The following is a 19,082-nucleotide window of genomic DNA, read 5'->3' as shown; positions in this document are numbered from 1 at the left end:
CGGTCACCGTGAACGACGTGAAGGACGAGAAGCAGGACGACCGGTCGGCCAAGCCCGCCAAGAGCGAGCAGACCCGCACCCTCATCCTCGAAACCGCGCTCCGGCTCTTCCAGGAGCGCGGCTACGACAAGACGACGATGCGGGCCATCGCCCAGGAGGCGGGCGTCTCCGTCGGCAACGCGTACTACTACTTCTCCTCCAAGGAACATCTGGTCCAGGGCTTCTACGACCGGATCGCCGAGCAGCACCAGGCGGCCGTCGCCGAGGTCCTGGACGGCGGCGAGAAGGACCTCACGGCACGCATCCGCGGGGTCCTCCTCGGCTGGCTCGACATCGCGGAGCCCTACCACGAGTTCGCGTCCCAGTTCTTCAAGAACGCGGCGGACCCGGACAGTCCCCTCAGCCCCTTCTCCCCGGAGTCCGAGGGCCCCAGGAACGCGGCGATCGAGGTCCACCGCCGGGTGCTGTCCGGGGCGACGGTGAAGGTCGATCCCGAACTGGCCGACGCTCTGCCGCGGTTGCTCTGGCTCCAGCAGATGGGGCTCGTGCTGTTCTGGGTGTACGACCGCTCCGAGGGCTGTGCCAACAGCCGTCGCCTGGTCGAGCGGCTCGCACCGGTCACCGCCCGGGCGATCTCGCTGTCCCGGTTCCGCATCCTGCGGCCCCTGGTCAAGGAGACGCACGATCTGCTCAGGGACTTCATGCCGACGGCGGCGGGGATGGCCGCCTCGGGCAAGCCCAAGCGCACGGCTGCCCGCGAGGACCAGGACGGGAAGTAGAGGACGGCCTCACGCCGGAAGGCGCGAGGCCGGCTGCTCCTGCGTCAGCACCAGATCCTGGACGAGCGGCTCGACGCCGGTCCTGATGTGGCGCGCGTCCGCCTCGAACCCGCGCGCGCGGACCGCCAGCAGACACGACCCGGCGCCCGGTGCGGCCAGGATGTACGAGCCGTCCGCCAGCGACCGCACCCGGTCGAGCTGCCGGCCGCCCGCCGAGATCAGGGTGAGCACCGCGTCCGCGACGGGGCCGCCGTCGTCGGCCCGTACGAAGCCGTGGACCACCGCCACACCCGGCACACCCGCCTGACCGGTCGCGTCCTCGGCGGACGGTTCCGGCGTCGGATCCTGCTCCGGCTCCACGTCCGGAGCCGGGCCGTCCGTCTCCTCCTCGCTCGGCTCGACCGCCAGATGCGGCAGCCGCCGGTCCAGCCACCCGGGCAGCCACCAGTTGGAGCGGCCCAGGAGATGCATCGCCGCCGGCACCAGCGCGGTCCGTAGCACGAACGCGTCCAGCGCCACCGCCGCCGCGAGGCCGATGCCCGCCATCGCCCCTTCCATGTCGCCGCTCAGGACGAACGCGCCGAAGACGCAGATCATGATGAGCGCGGCGCAGTTGATCACCCTGCTGGTCTCGGCGAGGCCGATCCGCACGGCCCGCGCGTTGTCGCGGGAGTGCACCCACTCCTCGTGCATCCGGCTGACCAGGAACACCTGGTAGTCCATGGAGAGCCCGAACAGCAGCGACAGCATGATCACCGGCAGGAAGGACGTGATCGGCCCCTCCTTGCCGATGCCCAGCAGTTCCGTACCCCAGCCCCACTGGAACACCGCGACCAGCACGCCGAACGACGCCGCCGCCGCGATCAGGTTCATCAGCGCGGCCGTCAGCGGCACGACGAACGAACGGAACGCGATCAGCAGCAGCACGAAGCCCAGACCGATGATCGTGGCGACGAAGGCGGGCAGCCGGTCGCCCGTCACCGTCGCGAAGTCCTTGAAGACCGCGGTCACTCCGCCGACGTGCGCCTCGACGCCGGACGCCGGGATCACCTCGTCCCGCAGGGTGTCGATCAGCCGGTCGGTCTCCTCGGACTGCGGCGAGGTCGTCGGCACGACCTGGATGACGGTGAGGTCGGCATCCGGCGGTACGGGCAGTGCCGCAGCCTGAGCGACGCCCTCCACGTCCCGTACCCGCTCCACCAGGGCGGTGGCGCCCGGCTGTTCGACGACGATCTGCAGCGGCCCGTTGAACCCGGGCCCGAAGCCCTCCGCGAGCAGGTCGTACGCCTGCCGGGTGGTCGTCGACTCCGGCTGGTTGCCCTGGTCGGTCGCGCCGAGGCGCAGCGACAGCACCGGGACCGCCAGCGCGGCCATCACCACGACGGCGACGGCCGCCACGGCGCGGGGCCGCCGCTGCACCGTCGCGGACCAGCGTGCGGCGGCGCCGCCCGCCTCAAGGGGCTCAGGACCGTTCGCGGCCAGCGCGCGCCGCTGCCTCCTGCTCAGCACGCGCGGTCCCAGCAGCCCGAGCAGCGCCGGGAGCAGCGTGATCGCGGCGAGCACGCTGAGCACCACCGTCAGGGTGGTCGCGACGACCACGCCGTCCAGGAAGCGCATCCGCATCACCAGCATGCCGGCGAGCGCGATGCACACCGTGCCGCCCGCGAACAGCACGGCGCGCCCGGAGGTGTTGAGCGCCAGCACGGCGGCGTCCTCCGGCTCGTGGCCGCGCAGGATCGCGCGGCGGTGCCGGGTGACGATGAAGAGCGCGTAGTCGATGCCGACGCCGAGGCCGATCAACGAGCCGAGCAGCGGGGCCACTTCGGGGACGTCGGTCACATGGCCGAGGAGGGTCGTCGACAGCATGCCCGTGCCGACGCCGAAGACGGCGACGACGATCGGCAGCAGCATCGAGAAGAGCGAGCCGAAGGCCAGGAAGAGCACCACGGCGGCCGCGAGAATGCCGACGGCCTCCGCGATCCCGGCCGGCGGCTCCTGCGTCCTGGTGATCGCCTGGCCGCCCAGCTCCACCTGGAGCCAGGGGCGTTCGGCGTCCCGCGCCGTGGCGACGACGTCCTCGACGAGCGCCTTGGGTACGGAGTTCGCCTGTTCGGCGAACGTCACCTGGGCGTAGGCGATGCGCCCGTCACGGCTGATCTGCGCCGCGGCCGCCGGTCCTTCGGCGTACGGGCTCGCGACCTCGCCGACCCCGTCCATCGCCGCGATCTTCCGCAGCGCGGGCTCGATCCGTTCCCGTACGGCATGGTCCCGTACGGAGCCGCCGTCGGCTCTGCCGGTGCCCGCCCCGTCGTGGCCGGACACCCGCCACACCACCGTGTCCGTGTCGCCGGAGCGTTCCGGGAAGGCCTGTGCCATCAGGTCGTAGGCCTCGGACGAGTCGGTGTCCGGAAGGCTGAAGACGTTCGCGTAGTTGGTGCCCGCGGTACTGCTCGCGGCCCCCAGGCCGAACAGTGCCGCCACCCACAGCACCAGGACCACCACTCGGTGCCGGTAGCACCAGCGCGCCCATGCCGCCACGATTCCCGCTCCTCTCCGCCGGTCCCTCGGGCCGGCTCCCGGAGTCGGTGCGGACGTGCGGGCGCGGCCGCGTCACGGGCGCGACTCCCAGGGAACTCCAAGGCGGAATCCGGTGCCCGGCCCGTCCCCCGTACGGATACCGGCAGCGTACGGGAGGCGAGGGTCACCGCACGGACGACGCGCCCCGGCACGGCGCTGCTCGATGTGATGCCGCTCCCGGACGGCGCCGGACGTGGGACCGCCCGCCAACTGCGCGCCTCCCACCCGGAGATCGGGCTCGGCGTCCTCACCGCGGGGCGCGGCTGGCGGGGCGCGGTGGGCGCGACCCCGCTCGCTGAACTGCCCCGTAGTGCCGCGTGGACCGGGTCAGTTCGTCACGCGTGGCGGGAGGCGAGCTCCACGACGGTGATGTCGGAGGGCGCGCCGACCCGTACGGGCGGGCCCCAGGCGCCGACGCCGCGCGACACGTAGAGCTGGGTGTCGCCGTACTTCTCAAGACCGGCGACGGTCGGATTGGCCAGCTCCGCCAGGTAGTTGCCGGGCCAGAGCTGGCCGCCGTGGGTGTGGCCGGAGAGTTGGAGGTCCACTCCGTGGCGTACGGCGTCGTGGATGACGACCGGCTGATGGGCGAGGAGCACGGCGGCGCGGCCGCGGTCGCGGTCGCCGAGCGCCCGCGCGAAGTCCGGGCCCTGGCCCTCGCTCTCACCCGCGACGTCGTCGACGCCGGCGAGATCGAAACCGGCGATCTCGACGCGGTCGTTGCGCAGGGGGGTGAGGCCGAGTTCGCGGACGTGGTCGACCCAGGCGTCGGCGCCCGAGAAGTACTCGTGGTTGCCGGTGACGAAGTACGAGCCGTCGCGTGCGCGGAGCTGCGCGAGGGGCTCGGCGGACCGGCCGAGGTCGGCCACGCTGCCGTCGACGAGATCGCCGACGATGGCGACGAGGTCGGGCTGGGTGGCGTTGATCGTGTCCACGATCCGCTGGGCGTGGGCCCGGCCGAGGATGGGCCCGAGGTGGATGTCGCTCACGACGGCGATCCGGTACCCGTGCATCCCGCGCGCCAGCTTCGCGAGCGGCACGGTGACCCGCTTGACCTTCGGCCCGCGCAGCACCCCGTACGCGCCGTACCCGACGGTTCCCGCCGCCACGACGCCCGCGGCGCCGCCCACCACGCGCGCGACGAACAACCGCCGCGACACGCCGCCCGTGGGGACGACACCGGCGGTCGACGCGGTGGCCGCGGTGGCCTCCGGGCGGACGTCCGCCGGATCGCCGGACACGGCCGTGGCGTCGGAGACGGCGCGGGTGCCGGTGTCGGCATCGACATCGGCGGGGGCCGTGGCACGTACCTGGCCGGGCGCGGCTCCCGCGCCGGACCCACCGTCCGTGGCGACGGCAACGGAGACGGCGACCGAACCCGTGCCTTCGAGCACCTCGGCGTCCTGCGGGCCGCCTTCCTTCACGGCGACGGTGACGCTTCCGGCCGCGGCGGCCCGAGCGCCGGACGCCGACCTGGCGTCGGCCCGGCGGGACAGGGCGCGGCGCAGGAGGGGCCGGGCGGCCTCGCCCACGACGAGGGCGAGGGTCAGGTACAGGAGCGTGGCGAGCCAGAGGAAGCCCGGCCAGGCGAGGCCCTGCTGGAGCCAGAACGGCGCCCCTGCGCGGCCGGAGGCGAGGGCGCCGACGGAGAGCACGGGCAGCAGGACGACCGCCGCCGTGCCCGCGCGGCGGAGCGCACCGGGGCCGGCCGTCGTGTCGCGGACCAGACGCCGCCAGACGTACCAGTGGACGGCCACCAACAGGGCCACCACGACAGCGATCACGAGCAGGACGACCAGCACGGAACCGTTCCCCTATCCACGGTCGCGACGCAATGCGCGTACGCCACGCAACCCGATGACCCCGACCACCGTCCCCAGAACCAGGGACGTAACGGCGAGCAGCAGATGGACCCAGAAGTACGCAGTCGGGTCACCCGCGTCGTCGAAGGCGAGCCCGCCGGCGTCCTGCCACAGGTTCTTGACGAAAGTGACCCAGATGACCCAGCTCCACACCCCGAACGCGAGCAGGAACCAGGAGACCGGGCGGCTGAGCTTCATGGACTCAGTATCACCGCCGTCCTCCGTCCCGGTGCGGCGGGGTCCGGGTGATGGGCTGTACCGGCGGAGCTCGCGGCGGGTCACCCGGCCGGTGTCGGCATCGGCGTCAACTCCATGTACGTTCTCGTCCGTGTCTGCTTTGAAGAAGACCGCATTGACGGTCGCCGCCGCCGCGCTGCTTCCCGCACTCGCCACCGCGCCCGCGACAGCGGCCACCAAGGCCGAAAAGCAGGTCAGCAAGGACAACAAGGCCCCGAACCCACCGTCGGTCATGTCCACCGTCGGCGGCACCCTGCTCGGCAAGCCGGGCACCCAGGTCAACCTGATGCCCGGCGCTCCCGTCCTTCCGAAGGACGTGTCGGGCCGTTCCTGGATCGTCGCGGACGCGGAGAGCGGCGATGTGCTCGCCGCCCACAACGCGCACTGGCGGCTGCCTCCCGCCTCCACGCTGAAGATGCTCTTCGCGGACACGGTGCTGCCCAAGCTCCCCAAGGACCGGCAGCACACGGTCGAACGCAGCGAGATCGCCGGGCTCGGCGTGGGCAGCAGCCTCGTCGGGATCAAGGAGAAGCAGACCTACACCGTCCACGACCTGTGGCTCGGCGTCTTCCTCCGTTCCGGCAACGACGCCGTCCATGTGCTGTCCGAGATGAACGGCGGTGTCAAGGAGACCGTCAAGCAGATGCAGGAGCACGCCGAGGAGCTGCAGGCCCTCGACACGGAGGTCGTCACTCCGGACGGTTACGACGAGAAGGGCCAGGTGTCGAGCGCGTACGACCTGACCCTGTTCGCCCGCAGCGGTCTGCAGAAGAAGGACTTCCGGGAGTACTGCTCGACCGCCCGCGCCAAGTTCCCGGGCGAACTGAAGCCGGGCAAGAAGCGCGAGACGTTCGAGATCCAGAACACCAACCGGCTGCTCACCGGCGAGTCCGGCGTCACCCCGTACCAGGGCATCGCGGGCGTGAAGAACGGCAACACCACGCTGGCAGGCTCGACCTTCACCGGCGTCGCCGAGCGCAACGGCAAGGTGCTGCTCGTCACGGTCATGAACCCGTCGTCGAAGGAGAACCACGCGGTCTACAACGAGACCGCCCGCCTCCTCGACTGGGGTTTCGCGGCGGCCGGGAAGGTGAAGCCGGTCGGCGAACTGGTGGCGCCGGAGTCCGCGCGTACGGACACGTCGAGCGGTCCCGACCAGCGCGCCGCGAGCGGCGACGAGGGCAAGAAGAACCGGCCCGGTCCGGACAAGGCCTCCGCGACGGCGCAGGGCGGGTCCGGCGGCGCCGGTGTCGCGCTCTCCGTGACCGCCGGGGTGCTGGTGCTGCTGGCGGGTGCCGCGTTCCTGGTCAACCGGCGCTGGCCGCTGCCGGATCTGGTCCGTCGTCTGCCGCGTCGCTAGCGGTCTCCCCGGCACCGGCGGTGCCGGGGCTGCTGTCCGTCGCGGTCCACGCGGCGCAGTACAGAAGCAGTTTCGCGGTGAAGTTGATCCACAGCAGCAGCGCGACGGGGACACCGAAGGCGCCGTACATCGAGTTCGTCGCGACGCCCGAGATGTAGCCGCTGAGCAGCAGCTTCAGCAGCTCGAAGCCGACCGCCCCGAGCAGCGCCGCGACGATCAGCCGGCGGCGGGGCGGGTGGACGCCGGGCAGCAGGGTCAGGACGTACAGCAGCACCAGGAAGTCGGCGAGGACCGCGACGGCGACGGCGACGATCTGCAGCAGGACGCCGCCGGCGCCGTCGCGTTCGATGCCGAGACGGTCCGCGCTCCAGCCGACGGCGCTGGAGCCGAGGGCGGACGCGGCGAACGAGGCCAGGCCGACCGCGCCCATGCCGAAGAGCACGGCCGCGTCCTTGCCCTTGCGTACGATCGGGTTCCCCTCGTCCTTGTCGTCGAGGCCCCAGACCACCCGCAGGCACTCCCGCATCGAGCCGATCCAGCCGATACCGGTGAGCAGCAGCAGCGCGCCGGCGATCAGGCCGACGGTGGCCGCGTTGTCCACGAGCGCGCCGATGTCGAGCTGGCCGGAGATCCCCGGCACCTGCTCGGCCAGCTTGTCCTGCAGGGCCGTCACCCGTTCCTTGCTGAGCAGCGCGGCGCCGATCGCGGCGGCGACGGTGATCAGCGGGAAGAGCGCGAGGAAGCTGATGAAGGTGATCGCGGCCGCGAGCCTGGTCCAGCGTGCTTCTTCGAGCGTTTCGTACGAGCGCCATGCGTGCGTTCGCATCAGCCGCTCCACGAGCGGGCCGACGACGGGGAGCTTCTTCAGCCAGTCCATGACGTACGCCTTCCCCGGCACGCGGGTCCGGCCACGGAGCGATGCGTCCCGGATGCCGCCGTCCCGGATTCGGCCGTCCCGGGCTCGGCTTCGGCCTCGGCTTCGGCGACCGGCCCGGTCACAGGTCCGCGACCGCCATCGCGTACATCGCCAGCCACGCCAGCCCGATGACGGCGAGCGGCCGGTCGCGCAGCACGACGTCCTCGGGAGCGCCGGCGGTGCCCCGGTCGGCGAAGACCGCGTACCGCAGCACCGCCAGGATGAACGCGATCATCGAGAGCTGACGCCACGGCAGGAGCGAACCGTTCGCGGTTCCGCCGCTCTCCAGCGCCCACAGGCAGTAGCCGAGGACCGCGACGCCTGCCGCCAGCTGCCACACGAAGCGGAGGTAGCCGGTGGTGTACGAGGTGAGCAGCGCCCGGGTCGCACCGTCCGAGCCGGCCATCTCGACGGCTTCCGAGTAGCGCTTGGCGGCCACCATGAAGAGCGCTCCGAAGCCGGCGGTGATCAGGAACCAGCGGGAGAGCGGAATGGACAGCGCCACTCCGCCGATCATCGCCCGCATCAGGAATCCGGTGGTGACGATGGCCAGGTCGACGACGAGGACGTGCTTGAGCCGGACGCAGTAGGCGATCTGCATGAGCACGTACGCGGTGAGCAGCGCCGCGGTCATCGTGTTGCACAGGACGGCCGCGGCGGCGGTCGCGGCGGCGGCGAGCAGCACCCCGGCGGCGCAGGCGACGGCCGCGGGCACGTCGCCCGAGGCCACCGGTCGGGTGCGCTTGACCGGGTGGGCGCGGTCGGCCTCGGCGTCGCGCGCATCGTTGATCAGGTAGACGGCGGAGGCGGCGGCCGTGAACAGGGCGAAGACAACAGCGAGTTGGACGACCGTGTGCCGGGAGTCCAGCTCCCCCGCGGCCGCCGGGGCCGCCGCGACCAGCACGTTCTTGATCCACTGGCGGGGCCTGGCGGTCCGGATCAAGCCCAGCGGCACCCGAAGCGGCCGCCGTCGCGCGGACACGGCCCGCCCGACGCGCTGCTCCGGCGGCTCCGGCTGCTCCAGCAGCACGGTGCTCCGCTCAGACATGTCCGCGGCCTCCGGCTCCATCCCGCGTCGTGGCCCGGCCGGCCCGTAGCCATCCCGCGCCCCGGTGGGCCATGAGGCCGCCGAGGGCCGCGCCGGCGAGGACGTCGGTCGGGTAGTGGACGCCGGCGACCAGCCGGGAGACGCACATCGCGGCGGCCAGTGGTCGCACGAGCCGGCGGACCGCCGGGCGGAGCGTGCCGAAGGCCACGGCGGCCGCGGCCGCAGAGGCGGCGTGCGAGCTGGGGAAGGAGTGCCGGCCCAGGGTGCGTACGAGCGGTTCGCCCACCGGCAGTCGGGGGCGGGGGCGGCGTACGACCCGCTTGACGCCGATGCTGGTCACGTGGGCCGCGCAGATCAGCACGGTGCCGCGCAGCCAGCCGCGGCGCCGCTCGGGGTCGGCCGCGGCGCCCGCGAGGCCGGCGGCGATCCACAGCGTGGCGTGCTCGCCGGTGTGCGAGAGCGCGCGGGCCGCCGCGGCCACCCGTGGCTCCGTGCCGAAGCCGCGCAACACCGTCAGCAGCCGGTGCTCGACGCCCGGCCGTCGTGTCCCGTCGGCCTCTCGCATCTGCCACCCCTTTCGATGAGCCGGAAGCGACTCTTCTCAACGACGGGCCGACATTTGCGGTCATTTTTCATGACACTCGTTTAATCACCCGTTTCGGCGAGTCAGGGGCATTAAGGCAAATCCTCCGAAGAGGGCGATACCGTCGCGCGCATGTCCCCCTACGACGACGACCTGCCGGTGCCGGTGACCGGCTGGGGCCGTACCGCGCCCTCGGCGGCGCTGCTGGTCCGTCCCCGTACCTTCGACGACGCCGCCGCGGCCGTACGCCGCTGCGGGGCACGCGGCGCCATCGCGCGCGGACTGGGCCGGGCGTACGGGGACGCGGCGCAGAACGCGGGCGGCGCCGTCCTCGACATGACCGGCCTGGACCGGATTCGCACCATCGACGCGGAGGCGGGCGTCGTCGTCTGCGACGCGGGGGTCAGCCTGCACCGGCTGATGGAGGTGCTGCTGCCGCTCGGCTGGTTCGTCCCGGTCACGCCCGGGACCCGCCATGTGACGGTGGGCGGAGCCATCGGCGCCGACATCCACGGCAAGAACCACCATGTCTCGGGCTCGTTCTCCCGCCACGTGCTCTCGCTGGAGCTGCTCACGGCCGACGGTGAGCTGCGTACGGTGCTCCCCGGCACCGAGCTGTTCGACGCGACCGCGGGCGGCATGGGCCTGACCGGGATCGTCCTCTCCGCCACCGTCCGGCTGCACCGGGTCGAGACGTCGCTGATGTCCGTGGACACCGAACGCGCCGCCGACCTCGACGACTTGATGGCGCGGCTGACCGGGACCGACGACCGCTACCGCTACTCGGTGGCCTGGATCGACCTGCTCGCCCGCGGCGCGGCGACCGGGCGCTCGGTCCTCACCCGCGGGGAGCACGCGCCCCTCGACGCGCTCCCGCGGCGCGCTCGGCGCCGGCCGCTGGGGTTCCGGCCCCTGCGCCTTCCCCCGGCGCCCGCGCTCGTCCCGGAGGGACTGCTCGGCCGCGCCTCCGTGACCGTGTTCAACGAGCTCTGGTACCGCCGGGCGCCGCGTCGCCGCACGGGCGAACTCCAGTCGATCCCCGCCTTCTTCCATCCGCTGGACGGCGTCCCGCACTGGAACCGGATCTACGGGCGCAGCGGCTTCGTCCAGTACCAGTTCGTGGTCGGGCACGGGCAGGAGGAGGCGCTGCGCGCGATCGTGGGGCGCATCGCCCGCCAGGGCTGCCCGTCGTTCCTCGCCGTGCTGAAGCGCTTCGGCGAGGGCGACCCGGGCTGGCTGTCGTTCCCGATGCCCGGCTGGACGCTCGCCCTGGACCTGCCGGCCGGACTGCCGGGGCTCGGCGTGTTCCTGGACGAACTCGACGACGTGGTGGCGGGGGCGGGCGGGCGGGTCTATCTGGCCAAGGACTCCCGGCTGCGGCCGGAACTGCTGGCGGCGATGTATCCCGGGCTCGACCGGTTCCGTGCCCTGCGGGCCCGGCTGGACCCTAGGGGAGTGTTCGTGTCCGATCTCTCCCGCCGTCTCTCGCTGTGACTTCCGTGACCTCTGTGATGAAGGAGCACGCACCATGAAGGACGCATTCGGCACCCCGCAGTCCCTGCTCGTCCTCGGCGGCACGTCGGAGATCGGCCTGGCGACGGCGCGCCGGCTGGTGGCCCGCCGTACCCGTACGGTCTGGCTGGCGGGCCGCCCCTCCCCCGCGCTGGAGTCCGCCGCCGACGGCCTGCGCGAACTGGGCGCGGACGTACGCACCGTCGCCTTCGACGCGCTGGATCCCAGCCTGCACGAGGAGGTCCTCGGCAAGATCTTCGCCGAGGGCGACATCGACATGGTGCTGCTCGCCTTCGGTGTCCTCGGCGACCAGGCCCACGACGAGGCCAGACCGCTCGCGGCGGTCCGGGTCGCCCAGACGAACTACACCGGAGCCGTCTCCTCCGGGCTGATCTGCGCGGGCGCCCTGCAGACGCAGGGCCACGGCTCGCTGGTCGTGCTGTCGTCGGTGGCGGGCGAGCGCGCCCGCCGGGCCAACTTCATCTACGGATCCAGCAAGGCGGGACTCGACGCGTTCACCCAGGGCCTCGGTGACGCCCTGCACGGCACGGGGGTGCATGTGATGGTCGTCAGGCCCGGGTTCGTCCGGTCGAAGATGACGGCCGGGCTGGCCGAGGCACCGCTGGCCACGACGCCGGAGCACGTCGCCCTGGCGATCGAGAAGGGTCTGCGGCGGCGCGCCGAGACTGTGTGGGTGCCGGGGGCGCTGCGGGTGGTGATGTCGGCGCTGCGGCATGTGCCACGGCCGCTGTTCCGCCGTCTCCCGGTCTAGGGGCAATGCCAGTGACTTAACGAGCCACTCGAAGCTCTGACGTGCGGAAACATCGCCCATGGGGCCTCCGCCGGGCGCCAAAGTCACTGGTATTGGGTCTAGGGGGTGTCCGGTGGGTCAGGCTGGATCAGCGAGCGGCGTCATGCAGCTTCGGATCCAAGGCGGAGGAGGAAGACAACGCGGTGGGGGTACCTCCCGTGCCCGGAGGGCTACGGGGGAGTTGGCGCCCGACGACAACGCCGGAGACGGAGTCGCAGGGCGTCGCGAGCCCAGCAAGACCCACCGGAAACCCCCTAGGCCGGGCCGCCCGCTCAGTACGGGGTCGCGGCCGGCTCGTCCACGGGGGTGCTCTGCGCCGGGAGGCTCGGCACGGCGGGGCCGCCGCCGAACGCGTACTCACGGAGCTTGCGCCAGATCCCGTCCGCGCCCTGCTCGTACAGCGCGAAGGACGTGCAGGTCCACTCCGCCTCGTACCCGGCCAGCTCCTCGTAGGCCCGGTCCATCGCCTCCTCGGCGATGCCGTGCGCGACGGTCACATGCGGGTGGTACGGCCACTGCAGCTCGCGCACGAGCGGGCCGGACGCGTCCCGCACCCGCTGCTGGAGCTGGGTGCAGGCCGCCCCGCCCTCGGCCACCTTGACGAAGACGACCGGCGAGTCCGGGCGGAACGTACCGGTGCCGGACAGCCTCATCGGGAAGGCGCGGCCCGCCGCCGCGACCCGCGTGAGGTGCGCCTCGACCACAGGCAGGGCCGACGCGTCGGCCTCGGTCGGCGGCAGGAGGGTGACATGCGTGGGGATGCCGTGCGCGGCGGCATCCCCGAAGCCCGCGCGCCGCTCCTGGAGCAGGCTGCCGTAGGGCTCCGGGACCGCGATCGAAACGCCGAGCGTTACGGTCCCCACGTCGTTCTCCTTATCCGGGTTTTCGGTGGTCTGCGCAGTCGCCAGTGTGACGGCTGCGGCCATGGTCCCGCCAGAGTCCTTTTCCTCGGTGCCCGACGGGACCACTGGTCCCAGGGTCCGGCTCAGTGCTTGGCGGGCAGGAAGCCCACCCGGTCGTAGGTCTGGGCGAGGGTCTCGGCGGCGACCGCGCGGGCCTTCTCCGCGCCCTTGGCCAGGAGGGAGTCCAGCGTCTCGGGGTCGTCCAGGTACTCCTGGGTGCGGGACCGGAACGGAGTGACGAATTCCACCATGACGTCGGCGAGGTCCGTCTTCAGCGCACCGTAGCCCTTGCCCTCGTACTTCTGTTCCAGTTCCACGATCGCGGTGCCGGTGAGGGTGGAGTAGATGGTCAGCAGATTGCTGACGCCCGGCTTCTCGACCTGGTCGAAGCGGACGACCGTGTCGGTGTCGGTGACCGCGCTCCTGACCTTCTTCGCCGTCGCCTTCGGCTCGTCGAGCAGGTTGATCAGACCCTTGGGGGTGGACGCCGACTTGCTCATCTTGATCTGCGGGTCCTGCAGGTCGTAGATCTTCGCCGTCTCCTTCAGGATGTACGGCTCCGGGAGCGTGAAGGTCCGGCCGAAGCGGCCGTTGAAGCGCTCGGCGAGATCGCGGGTCAGCTCGATGTGCTGGCGCTGGTCCTCGCCGACCGGGACCTGATTGGCCTGGTAGAGCAGGATGTCGGCGACCTGGAGGATCGGGTACGTGAAGAGGCCGACGGTGGCCCGGTCGGCGCCCTGCTTGGCGGACTTGTCCTTGAACTGCGTCATGCGCGAGGCCTCGCCGAAGCCGGTGAGGCAGTTCATGACCCAGCCGAGCTGGGCGTGCTCGGGGACGTGGCTCTGGACGAAGAGGGTGCAGCGCTCGGGGTCGAGGCCGGCGGCGAGGAGCTGGGCCGCGGCGAGCCGGGTGTTGGCCCGCAGCTCGGCCGGGTCCTGCGGGACCGTGATCGCGTGCAGGTCGACGACCATGTAGAAGGCGTCGTGGGTCTCCTGCAGGGCGACCCACTGGCGGACCGCGCCGAGATAGTTGCCGAGGTGGAACGAGCCAGCGGTGGGCTGGATTCCGGAGAGCACACGAGGACTGTCAGAGGCCATGTTCAGCATTCTCTCAGGTGGTGCCGACAGGTCGGGAACCGATCGGCGGCGCGCGGTGTATCAAGGGTGTGAGCATGCGGGAGGGGACCCTGGAGGGGGGCCGCACTCTGACCGTCGTCGACGAGTCCGCGGTGATCGCGCGCGTACGTTCCGGGGAGCCCGAGGCGTATGCGGAGCTGGTGCGCGCGTACACGCGGGTGGCATTGCGCGCGGCGGTGGCCTGCGGCGCGGGTGCCGACGCGGAGGACGTGGTGCAGTCCGCCTTCTTCAAGGCGTACAGGTCACTGGGCAGCTTCCGGGAGGGCTCGGCCTTCCGGCCGTGGCTGCTCCGGATCGTCGTCAATGAGACGAGGAACACAGTGCGGTCGGCGGTGCGGATGCGGGAGCTGGCGGGGCGGGAGGCGATGCTGCTGGGCGCCGCGGAGCCGCTGATACCGGACACGGCGGATCCGGCGGCCGCGGCGGTGGCCGGCGAGCGCCGGGGGCGGCTGCTCGCCGCTCTGGACGAGCTGGGCGAGGAGCATCGGCAGGTCGTGATCCACCGCTATCTGCTGGAGCTGGACGAGTCCGAGACCGCTCAGGCGCTGGGCTGGCCGCGCGGCACGGTCAAGTCCCGGCTGAACCGCGCGCTGCGCAAGCTGGAGCGGCTGCTGCCCGATGCCCCCGAAGGGGGTGAGGACCATGGCTGAGCGGGAGCTGCCGCCCGTCCCCGGGCCCGGGCCCGGGGACGCGCTGGAGGACGAGCTGAGGGAGCTGGGGCGCCGACTGCCGCTGCCGGACGTCGACGGCGGGACGATGGCCGAGCGGGTGCTCGCCCGGATGATCGCGGAGTCGGTGCCGGTTCCCGTGGCGGAGACGGTGCCCGTCCGCCGCCGGGTCGCTTCGTGGATCCGGCGCAGGTGGCGGACGCTGACCGTCACGCTCTCCGGCGTGCTGGTGGTGCTCGTCCTCACTCCCCCGGTCCGGGCCGCCGTCGCGGACTGGTTCGGCTTCGGCGGCGTCCAGGTGCGTTACGACCCCTCGGCGTCGCCTCCGCCGGGCGCGGCGCTTCCCGCGTGCCGGGAGCCGGTTTCGGCGGCCGAGGCCGGACGGCGGGCGGGCTTCGTGCCCCGCGCGCCGCGGGCACTCGGCGAGCCGGACGCGGTGTCGGTGAGCGCGGTCCCGGGCGGCCGCAGCACGGTCAGCCTGTGCTGGTACGGGCGGGCGGGCAGCACCGTCAGGCTCGATGTCTTCCCGGCCCGGCTGGACCTCGGCTTCTCCAAGCAGGTGCGGATCCGTCCGCAGTGGCTGGAGCTGTCCGGCGGACGGACCGCGCTGTGGTTCGCGGAGCCGCATGTGCTCAGGTTCCCGCTGACCGGCGGGGCCGGGCAGCGGTGGACCGAGTCGCGGCGGACGGCGGGGCCGACGCTGCTGTGGATGTCCGCCGACGGGCGGACGACGCTGCGGCTGGAGGGCGAGGCCGACATGGCACGCGGGCGGGAGATCGCGGAGTCCATGCCCTGAGGACATCGGGGCGGAGGAAGTCGGGGCGCAGTGGGAACCCGGAGGGCTCGGGCGGTGTACCAGAAGTGACGCGGACAGGGTGCGGACGGTCCGTACCGCGCCGGCGTCGGCAGGGGGAGACATGGGACTGCTTCGACGACTCGCCGCACTGGTGGCACTGCTGGGCCTGACCCTCGGTGCGGCCCTGTTCCTCGCTCCCGGCGCGGTGGCCGGGGGCCCGACGAGCGTGCTGATCGTCTCACCCGAGAGCGGCGAGGCGACCGCGCTCTACGCCTCGGCACCGGAGTACGGGCAGCTGTCCTCGCTGCTGCGCTCCGGCTCCGCCGGCGGGAAGGACCGGCCGCCGGGCCTGGACTCGGTGACGGGGGTGCGCCAGATCAATGTGACGTGGATGGCCCACGACATCAGTCCCTGGCGGCTGGACCGCGTCTATCCGTCCGACGACGCCCGCACGGTCTGGGTCCATTCGGCGGCCGGACTGCCGGATTCGTACGACGGGGTGTGGCACAAGGCGGCGAAGCCGGCCGAGCTGACCCGGCTGCTGACGAGCCTCGGTGTGATGGGCGAGAAGAGCACCGAGCTGGGCGGGCCGGGCATGCCACCGGACTCGTCCTGGCAGGACGGCGGCACCGCGACCCCACCGCCCGCTGCATCGGCCGGCTCCACCGGTTCCACCGGCTCCACCGACTGGTGGTGGGCGATACCGGGCCTCGCCCTGGGCCTGGCCCTCGGTCTGGCCCTGCGTCCCCTCGCTGCCCGCCTGCCCCACCCGCTGTCCGGCCCGCGCGGCCGTGAGCGGGACGACGGGCCCCGCCGGCAGCTCCTGGACCTCTAGGACCGCTGCCGGACCTCCAGGCCCTCTCCAGCCCCTGCCGGCCACCCGGACACCCGGACACCGCGCGGGCGCCCGGGTGGGACGGCGGAGCCCGGGTGGGGCGGCAGAGCCCGGGTGGGGCGGCAGAGCCCGGGTGGGGCGGCAGAGCCCGGGTGGGGCTAGGCCGGGAGGCCGGGGGCCGGGAAGGCGGACATCAGGTCGGCGACCTCGGCGCGGATCACGGCGAGGGCGTCCTCGTCGCCCGTGCGGGCCGCCGTGACGCCGCGGTCGATCCAGGCGGCGACGGCCGGCATCTGCTCGGCGGTGAGACCGCGCGAGGTGAGGGAGGGGGTGCCGATGCGGACGCCCGAGGGGTCGAAGGGCTTCCGCGGGTCGTACGGGACGGTGTTGTAGTTGACCACGATCCCCGCCCGGTCCAGCGCCTTCGCCGCCACCTTGCCCGGGACGTCCTTGGACGTGAGGTCCATCAGGATCAGATGGTTGTCGGTGCCGCCGGAGACGAGGTCGAAGCCACGGGCGAGCAGCGCCTCGGCGAGGGCCCTGGCGTTGGCGACGACCGCGTGCGCGTAGTCACGGAAGGAGGGCTGGGCCGCCTCGTGCAGGGCGACCGCGATGGCGGCGGTGGTCTGGTTGTGCGGGCCGCCCTGGAGGCCGGGGAAGACGGCCTTGTCGATCGCCTTGGCGTGTTCCTCACGGGACATCAGCATGGCGCCGCGCGGCCCGCGCAGCGTCTTGTGGGTGGTCGTGGAGATCACGTCGGCGTACGGGACCGGCGACGGGTGCGCGCCGCCCGCGATCAGGCCGGCGATGTGGGCGACATCGGCGACGAGCACCGCACCGCACTCGCGGGCGATCTCGCCGAAGGCCGCGAAGTCGATGGTGCGGGGAAGGGCGGTGCCACCGCAGAAGATGAGCTTCGGCCGCTCCTTGAGGGCCAGTTCGCGCACCTCGTCGAAGTCGATGAGGCCCGTGTCGTGGCGCACGCCGTACTGCACGCCGCGGAACCACTTCCCGGTGGCGGACACGCCCCACCCATGGGTGAGGTGGCCGCCCATCGGGAGAGCCATGCCCATCACGGTGTCGCCGGGCTCGGCGAAGGCGAGATAGACGGCCAGGTTGGCCGGGGAGCCGGAGTAGGGCTGGACGTTGGCGTGCTCGACGCCGAACAGGGACCTGGCGCGGGCGATCGCGAGCAGCTCGACCTGGTCGATGTTCTGCTGGCCCTCGTAGTAGCGGCGCCCGGGGTAGCCCTCGCTGTACTTGTTCTGGAGGACGGTGCCGGAGGCTTCGAGAACCGCCTGCGACACATAGTTCTCGCTGGGGATGAGCCGCAGGGTGTCGGCCTGGAGCCGTTCCTCGGCGCCGATGAGCGCGGCCAGTTCGGGGTCGGCGGCGGTGAGCGCGGGATGGCTGTGCTGAGCGGAAAGCGTCATGGCGTCCTCCGGGGCAGGTGATGAGTGCACCCGCGGTGCCCAGGCGGGCGGCACCCGTAGGTTCTGCCGCGCACGGCTCCACCGCGGTCGGTTCCGCGTACGCCAGTCGCCGTGCGTACCGCCCAGCTTACTCTCGGCGGCCACGCGGCCCGGGCACGGGTGCGCAAACCCCGGGGAAACGGGAAGGTCTCCGGCGAGTCCCGTGCGAAGCCCGATGTTTCTTCACCTGGTGACCGAGCGACGATAGAAAGAGGCACCCACCCAGGCCCTGGTACGCGCCAGCGATCCGGCGACCCACGCCGACGTACGAACGGAGACCCCGTGTCTGCAACGGAGAGAGCCATCGCCTCCGCGGAGGCGCACAGCGCCCACAACTACCACCCGCTGCCCATCGTCGTCGCGTCGGCGGACGGTGCGTGGATGACGGACGTCGAGGGGCGCCGCTTCCTCGACATGCTCGCCGGCTACTCGGCGATCAACTTCGGCCATGGCAACCAGCGGCTGATCGACGCCGCGAAGGCCCAGCTGGAGCGGGTGACGCTGACCTCCCGCGCATTCCACCACGACCGGTTCGCCGACTTCTGTACGCAGCTGGCGGAGCTGTGCGGCATGGAGATGGTGCTGCCCATGAACACGGGGGCGGAAGCGGTGGAGACCGCCGTGAAGACCGCCCGCAAGTGGGGCTACCAGGTCAAGGGCGTTCCGCCCGGCCAGGCGAAGATCGTCGTCGCCGCGAACAACTTCCACGGGCGTACGACGACGATCATCAGCTTCTCCACCGACGCGGAGGCGCGGGCCGACTTCGGTCCGTACACGCCGGGCTTCGAGATCGTGCCGTACGGCGATCTCACGGCCCTGGAGCATGCGGTCAGCGCCAACACCGTGGCGGTGCTGCTGGAGCCGATCCAGGGCGAGGCAGGCGTCCTGGTGCCGCCGCCGGGCTATCTCGCCGGGGTGCGGGAGCTGACCCGCGAGCGGAACGTGCTGTTCATCGCCGATGAGATCCAGTCCGGCCTGGGCCGTACGGGCCGCACCTTCGCCTGTGAGCACGAGGGTGTCGTCCCCGACATGTACATCCTGGGCAAGGCGCTGGGCGGGGGTGTCGTGCCCGTCTCGGCGGTCGTGTCCTCCTCCGAGGTGCTCGGGGTGTACCGGCCGGGCGAGCACGGTTCGACGTTCGGCGGCAATCCGCTGGCCTGCGCGGTGGCTCTGGAGGTCATCGCCATGCTGCGCAGCGGCGAGTTCCAGCAGCGGGCGACCGAGCTGGGCGACCATCTGCACCACGAGCTGGGTCTGCTGGTGGGCGGCGGATCGGTGGACGCGGTGCGCGGGCGCGGACTGTGGGCGGGGATCGACATCGCCCCCTCGCGCGGCACGGGCCGGGAGGTCTCCGAGAAGCTCATGGACCGCGGTGTCCTGGTGAAGGACACCCACGGCTCGACGATCCGGATCGCCCCACCGTTGGTGATCAGCAAGGAGGACCTGGACTGGGGACTCGACCAGCTGCGCGCGGTGCTGGCCGGAGAGTGACCCCGGGGGCGGTGGTCCCGGTGGACCACCGCCCCTAGGCCCAATGCCAGTGACTTAACGAGCCACTCGAAGCTCTGACGTGCGGAAACATCGCCCA

At 72.3% G+C, this 19,082-nt stretch carries 17 protein-coding genes and 1 riboswitch; of the genes, 8 read left to right on the top strand and 9 right to left on the bottom strand.

What is annotated here, in order from left to right; translation table 11 throughout:
- Nucleotides 1–8 precede the first annotated feature (8 nt).
- Entirely contained in the window at nt 9–779 is a 771-nt protein-coding gene (locus tag OG766_RS21895; RefSeq protein WP_266381890.1) for a TetR family transcriptional regulator, read from the top strand.
- 9 nt (nt 780–788) lie between these two features.
- Here OG766_RS21895 and OG766_RS21890 read toward each other — a convergent pair whose 3' ends face one another.
- The 3 genes from OG766_RS21890 to OG766_RS21880 all read right to left on the bottom strand — a co-directional run bounded on the left by OG766_RS21890 (nt 789) and on the right by OG766_RS21880 (nt 5,416).
- Nucleotides 789–3,317 carry an MMPL family transporter gene (locus OG766_RS21890; protein ID WP_266381888.1) on the bottom strand — a complete coding sequence of 843 codons (2,529 nt, stop codon included), beginning with the start codon at nt 3,315–3,317 and terminating at the stop codon, nt 789–791.
- 374 nt (nt 3,318–3,691) lie between these two features.
- The gene (locus tag OG766_RS21885) at nt 3,692–5,158 is read right to left on the bottom strand and encodes a metallophosphoesterase (RefSeq protein ID WP_328726018.1); all 1,467 of its coding nucleotides are present in this window, start codon (nt 5,156–5,158) and stop codon (nt 3,692–3,694) included.
- A 12-nt stretch (nt 5,159–5,170) separates the two neighbouring features.
- Nucleotides 5,171–5,416, bottom strand: coding sequence for an SCO4848 family membrane protein (locus OG766_RS21880; protein WP_266381884.1), 246 nt, complete (start codon nt 5,414–5,416; stop codon nt 5,171–5,173).
- Between the two features lie 130 nt (nt 5,417–5,546).
- On the opposite strand from OG766_RS21880, the gene OG766_RS21875 reads away from it, so the two are divergent.
- Nucleotides 5,547–6,815, top strand: coding sequence for a D-alanyl-D-alanine carboxypeptidase family protein (locus OG766_RS21875; RefSeq protein ID WP_323137307.1), 1,269 nt, complete (start codon nt 5,547–5,549; stop codon nt 6,813–6,815).
- Here the strand turns inward: OG766_RS21875 and OG766_RS21870 are convergent.
- The 3 genes from OG766_RS21870 to OG766_RS21860 all read right to left on the bottom strand — a co-directional run bounded on the left by OG766_RS21870 (nt 6,763) and on the right by OG766_RS21860 (nt 9,344).
- Nucleotides 6,763–7,692: a YihY/virulence factor BrkB family protein gene (locus OG766_RS21870; protein WP_266381879.1), complete on the bottom strand. Its 930-nt coding sequence runs from the start codon at nt 7,690–7,692 to the stop codon at nt 6,763–6,765. The two genes, OG766_RS21875 and OG766_RS21870, sit on opposite strands and share 53 nt — an antisense overlap.
- A 118-nt stretch (nt 7,693–7,810) precedes the next feature.
- Nucleotides 7,811–8,779, bottom strand: a complete 969-nt coding sequence (locus tag OG766_RS21865; protein ID WP_266381876.1) for a decaprenyl-phosphate phosphoribosyltransferase — start codon at nt 8,777–8,779, stop codon at nt 7,811–7,813.
- Complete coding sequence (locus tag OG766_RS21860) at nt 8,772–9,344, bottom strand: phosphatase PAP2 family protein (protein ID WP_266381874.1); 573 nt, start codon at nt 9,342–9,344, stop codon at nt 8,772–8,774. The genes OG766_RS21865 and OG766_RS21860 overlap by 8 nt, the downstream gene beginning before the upstream one ends.
- Nucleotides 9,345–9,494: 150 nt before the next feature.
- Here OG766_RS21860 and OG766_RS21855 point away from each other — a divergent pair, with 150 nt between their 5' ends.
- Both OG766_RS21855 and OG766_RS21850 read left to right on the top strand, forming a co-directional pair.
- A complete protein-coding gene (locus OG766_RS21855) occupies nt 9,495–10,856 on the top strand; it encodes an FAD-binding oxidoreductase (protein ID WP_266381871.1) in 1,362 nt (453 codons plus the stop codon).
- A gap of 34 nt (nt 10,857–10,890) precedes the next feature.
- Nucleotides 10,891–11,646, top strand: coding sequence for a decaprenylphospho-beta-D-erythro-pentofuranosid-2-ulose 2-reductase (locus OG766_RS21850; RefSeq protein ID WP_266381868.1), 756 nt, complete (start codon nt 10,891–10,893; stop codon nt 11,644–11,646).
- Nucleotides 11,647–11,957: 311 nt separating this feature from the next.
- On the opposite strand, the gene OG766_RS21845 is transcribed toward OG766_RS21850, so the two are convergent.
- Together OG766_RS21845 and trpS are read right to left on the bottom strand one after the other, a co-directional pair.
- Nucleotides 11,958–12,548: a 2'-5' RNA ligase family protein gene (locus OG766_RS21845; protein WP_266381865.1), complete on the bottom strand. Its 591-nt coding sequence runs from the start codon at nt 12,546–12,548 to the stop codon at nt 11,958–11,960.
- A 122-nt stretch (nt 12,549–12,670) separates the two neighbouring features.
- Nucleotides 12,671–13,684: a tryptophan--tRNA ligase gene (gene trpS, locus OG766_RS21840; protein WP_266381863.1), complete on the bottom strand. Its 1,014-nt coding sequence runs from the start codon at nt 13,682–13,684 to the stop codon at nt 12,671–12,673.
- A 74-nt stretch (nt 13,685–13,758) separates the two neighbouring features.
- Here trpS and OG766_RS21835 point away from each other — a divergent pair, with 74 nt between their 5' ends.
- The 3 genes from OG766_RS21835 (at nt 13,759) to OG766_RS21825 (ending at nt 16,022) form a co-directional block, all read left to right on the top strand.
- Nucleotides 13,759–14,373 (top strand): RNA polymerase sigma factor, encoded by a 615-nt coding sequence (locus OG766_RS21835; protein WP_328726017.1) that lies wholly within the window; start codon nt 13,759–13,761, stop codon nt 14,371–14,373.
- Nucleotides 14,366–15,187, top strand: coding sequence for a hypothetical protein (locus OG766_RS21830; RefSeq protein ID WP_328726016.1), 822 nt, complete (start codon nt 14,366–14,368; stop codon nt 15,185–15,187). Before OG766_RS21835 ends, OG766_RS21830 begins: the two co-directional genes overlap by 8 nt.
- Before the next feature lie 121 nt (nt 15,188–15,308).
- The gene (locus tag OG766_RS21825; RefSeq protein ID WP_266381856.1) at nt 15,309–16,022 is read left to right on the top strand and encodes a hypothetical protein; all 714 of its coding nucleotides are present in this window, start codon (nt 15,309–15,311) and stop codon (nt 16,020–16,022) included.
- A 158-nt stretch (nt 16,023–16,180) separates the two neighbouring features.
- Here OG766_RS21825 and glyA read toward each other — a convergent pair whose 3' ends face one another.
- The gene (gene glyA, locus OG766_RS21820; RefSeq protein WP_266381854.1) at nt 16,181–17,455 is read right to left on the bottom strand and encodes a serine hydroxymethyltransferase; all 1,275 of its coding nucleotides are present in this window, start codon (nt 17,453–17,455) and stop codon (nt 16,181–16,183) included.
- Between the two features lie 30 nt (nt 17,456–17,485).
- Nucleotides 17,486–17,575: riboswitch (ZMP/ZTP riboswitch) on the bottom strand.
- Nucleotides 17,576–17,776: 201 nt separating this feature from the next.
- Between glyA and rocD the strand changes: the two genes are divergently transcribed.
- Entirely contained in the window at nt 17,777–18,985 is a 1,209-nt protein-coding gene (gene rocD / locus OG766_RS21815; protein WP_328726015.1) for an ornithine--oxo-acid transaminase, read from the top strand.
- Nucleotides 18,986–19,082: the final 97 nt, after the last annotated feature.

The sequence above is a fragment of the Streptomyces sp. NBC_00259 genome (assembly GCF_036181745.1).
Classification (GTDB): Bacteria; Actinomycetota; Actinomycetes; order Streptomycetales; family Streptomycetaceae; genus Streptomyces; species Streptomyces pratisoli.
This window is presented reverse-complemented; position numbering and strand designations above follow the sequence as displayed.

Coding starts and splice junctions, on each gene's coding strand:
- OG766_RS21870 (WP_266381879.1), bottom strand. CDS start 7,692: ATGGACTGGCTGAAGAAGCTCCCCGTCGTCGGCCCGCTCGTGGAGCGG.
- OG766_RS21850 (WP_266381868.1), top strand. CDS start 10,891: ATGAAGGACGCATTCGGCACCCCGCAGTCCCTGCTCGTCCTCGGCGGC.
- OG766_RS21860 (WP_266381874.1), bottom strand. CDS start 9,344: ATGCGAGAGGCCGACGGGACACGACGGCCGGGCGTCGAGCACCGGCTG.
- OG766_RS21855 (WP_266381871.1), top strand. CDS start 9,495: ATGTCCCCCTACGACGACGACCTGCCGGTGCCGGTGACCGGCTGGGGC.
- OG766_RS21880 (WP_266381884.1), bottom strand. CDS start 5,416: ATGAAGCTCAGCCGCCCGGTCTCCTGGTTCCTGCTCGCGTTCGGGGTG.
- OG766_RS21835 (WP_328726017.1), top strand. CDS start 13,759: ATGCGGGAGGGGACCCTGGAGGGGGGCCGCACTCTGACCGTCGTCGAC.
- glyA (WP_266381854.1), bottom strand. CDS start 17,455: ATGACGCTTTCCGCTCAGCACAGCCATCCCGCGCTCACCGCCGCCGAC.
- OG766_RS21825 (WP_266381856.1), top strand. CDS start 15,309: ATGGGACTGCTTCGACGACTCGCCGCACTGGTGGCACTGCTGGGCCTG.
- trpS (WP_266381863.1), bottom strand. CDS start 13,684: ATGGCCTCTGACAGTCCTCGTGTGCTCTCCGGAATCCAGCCCACCGCT.
- OG766_RS21830 (WP_328726016.1), top strand. CDS start 14,366: ATGGCTGAGCGGGAGCTGCCGCCCGTCCCCGGGCCCGGGCCCGGGGAC.
- OG766_RS21865 (WP_266381876.1), bottom strand. CDS start 8,779: ATGTCTGAGCGGAGCACCGTGCTGCTGGAGCAGCCGGAGCCGCCGGAG.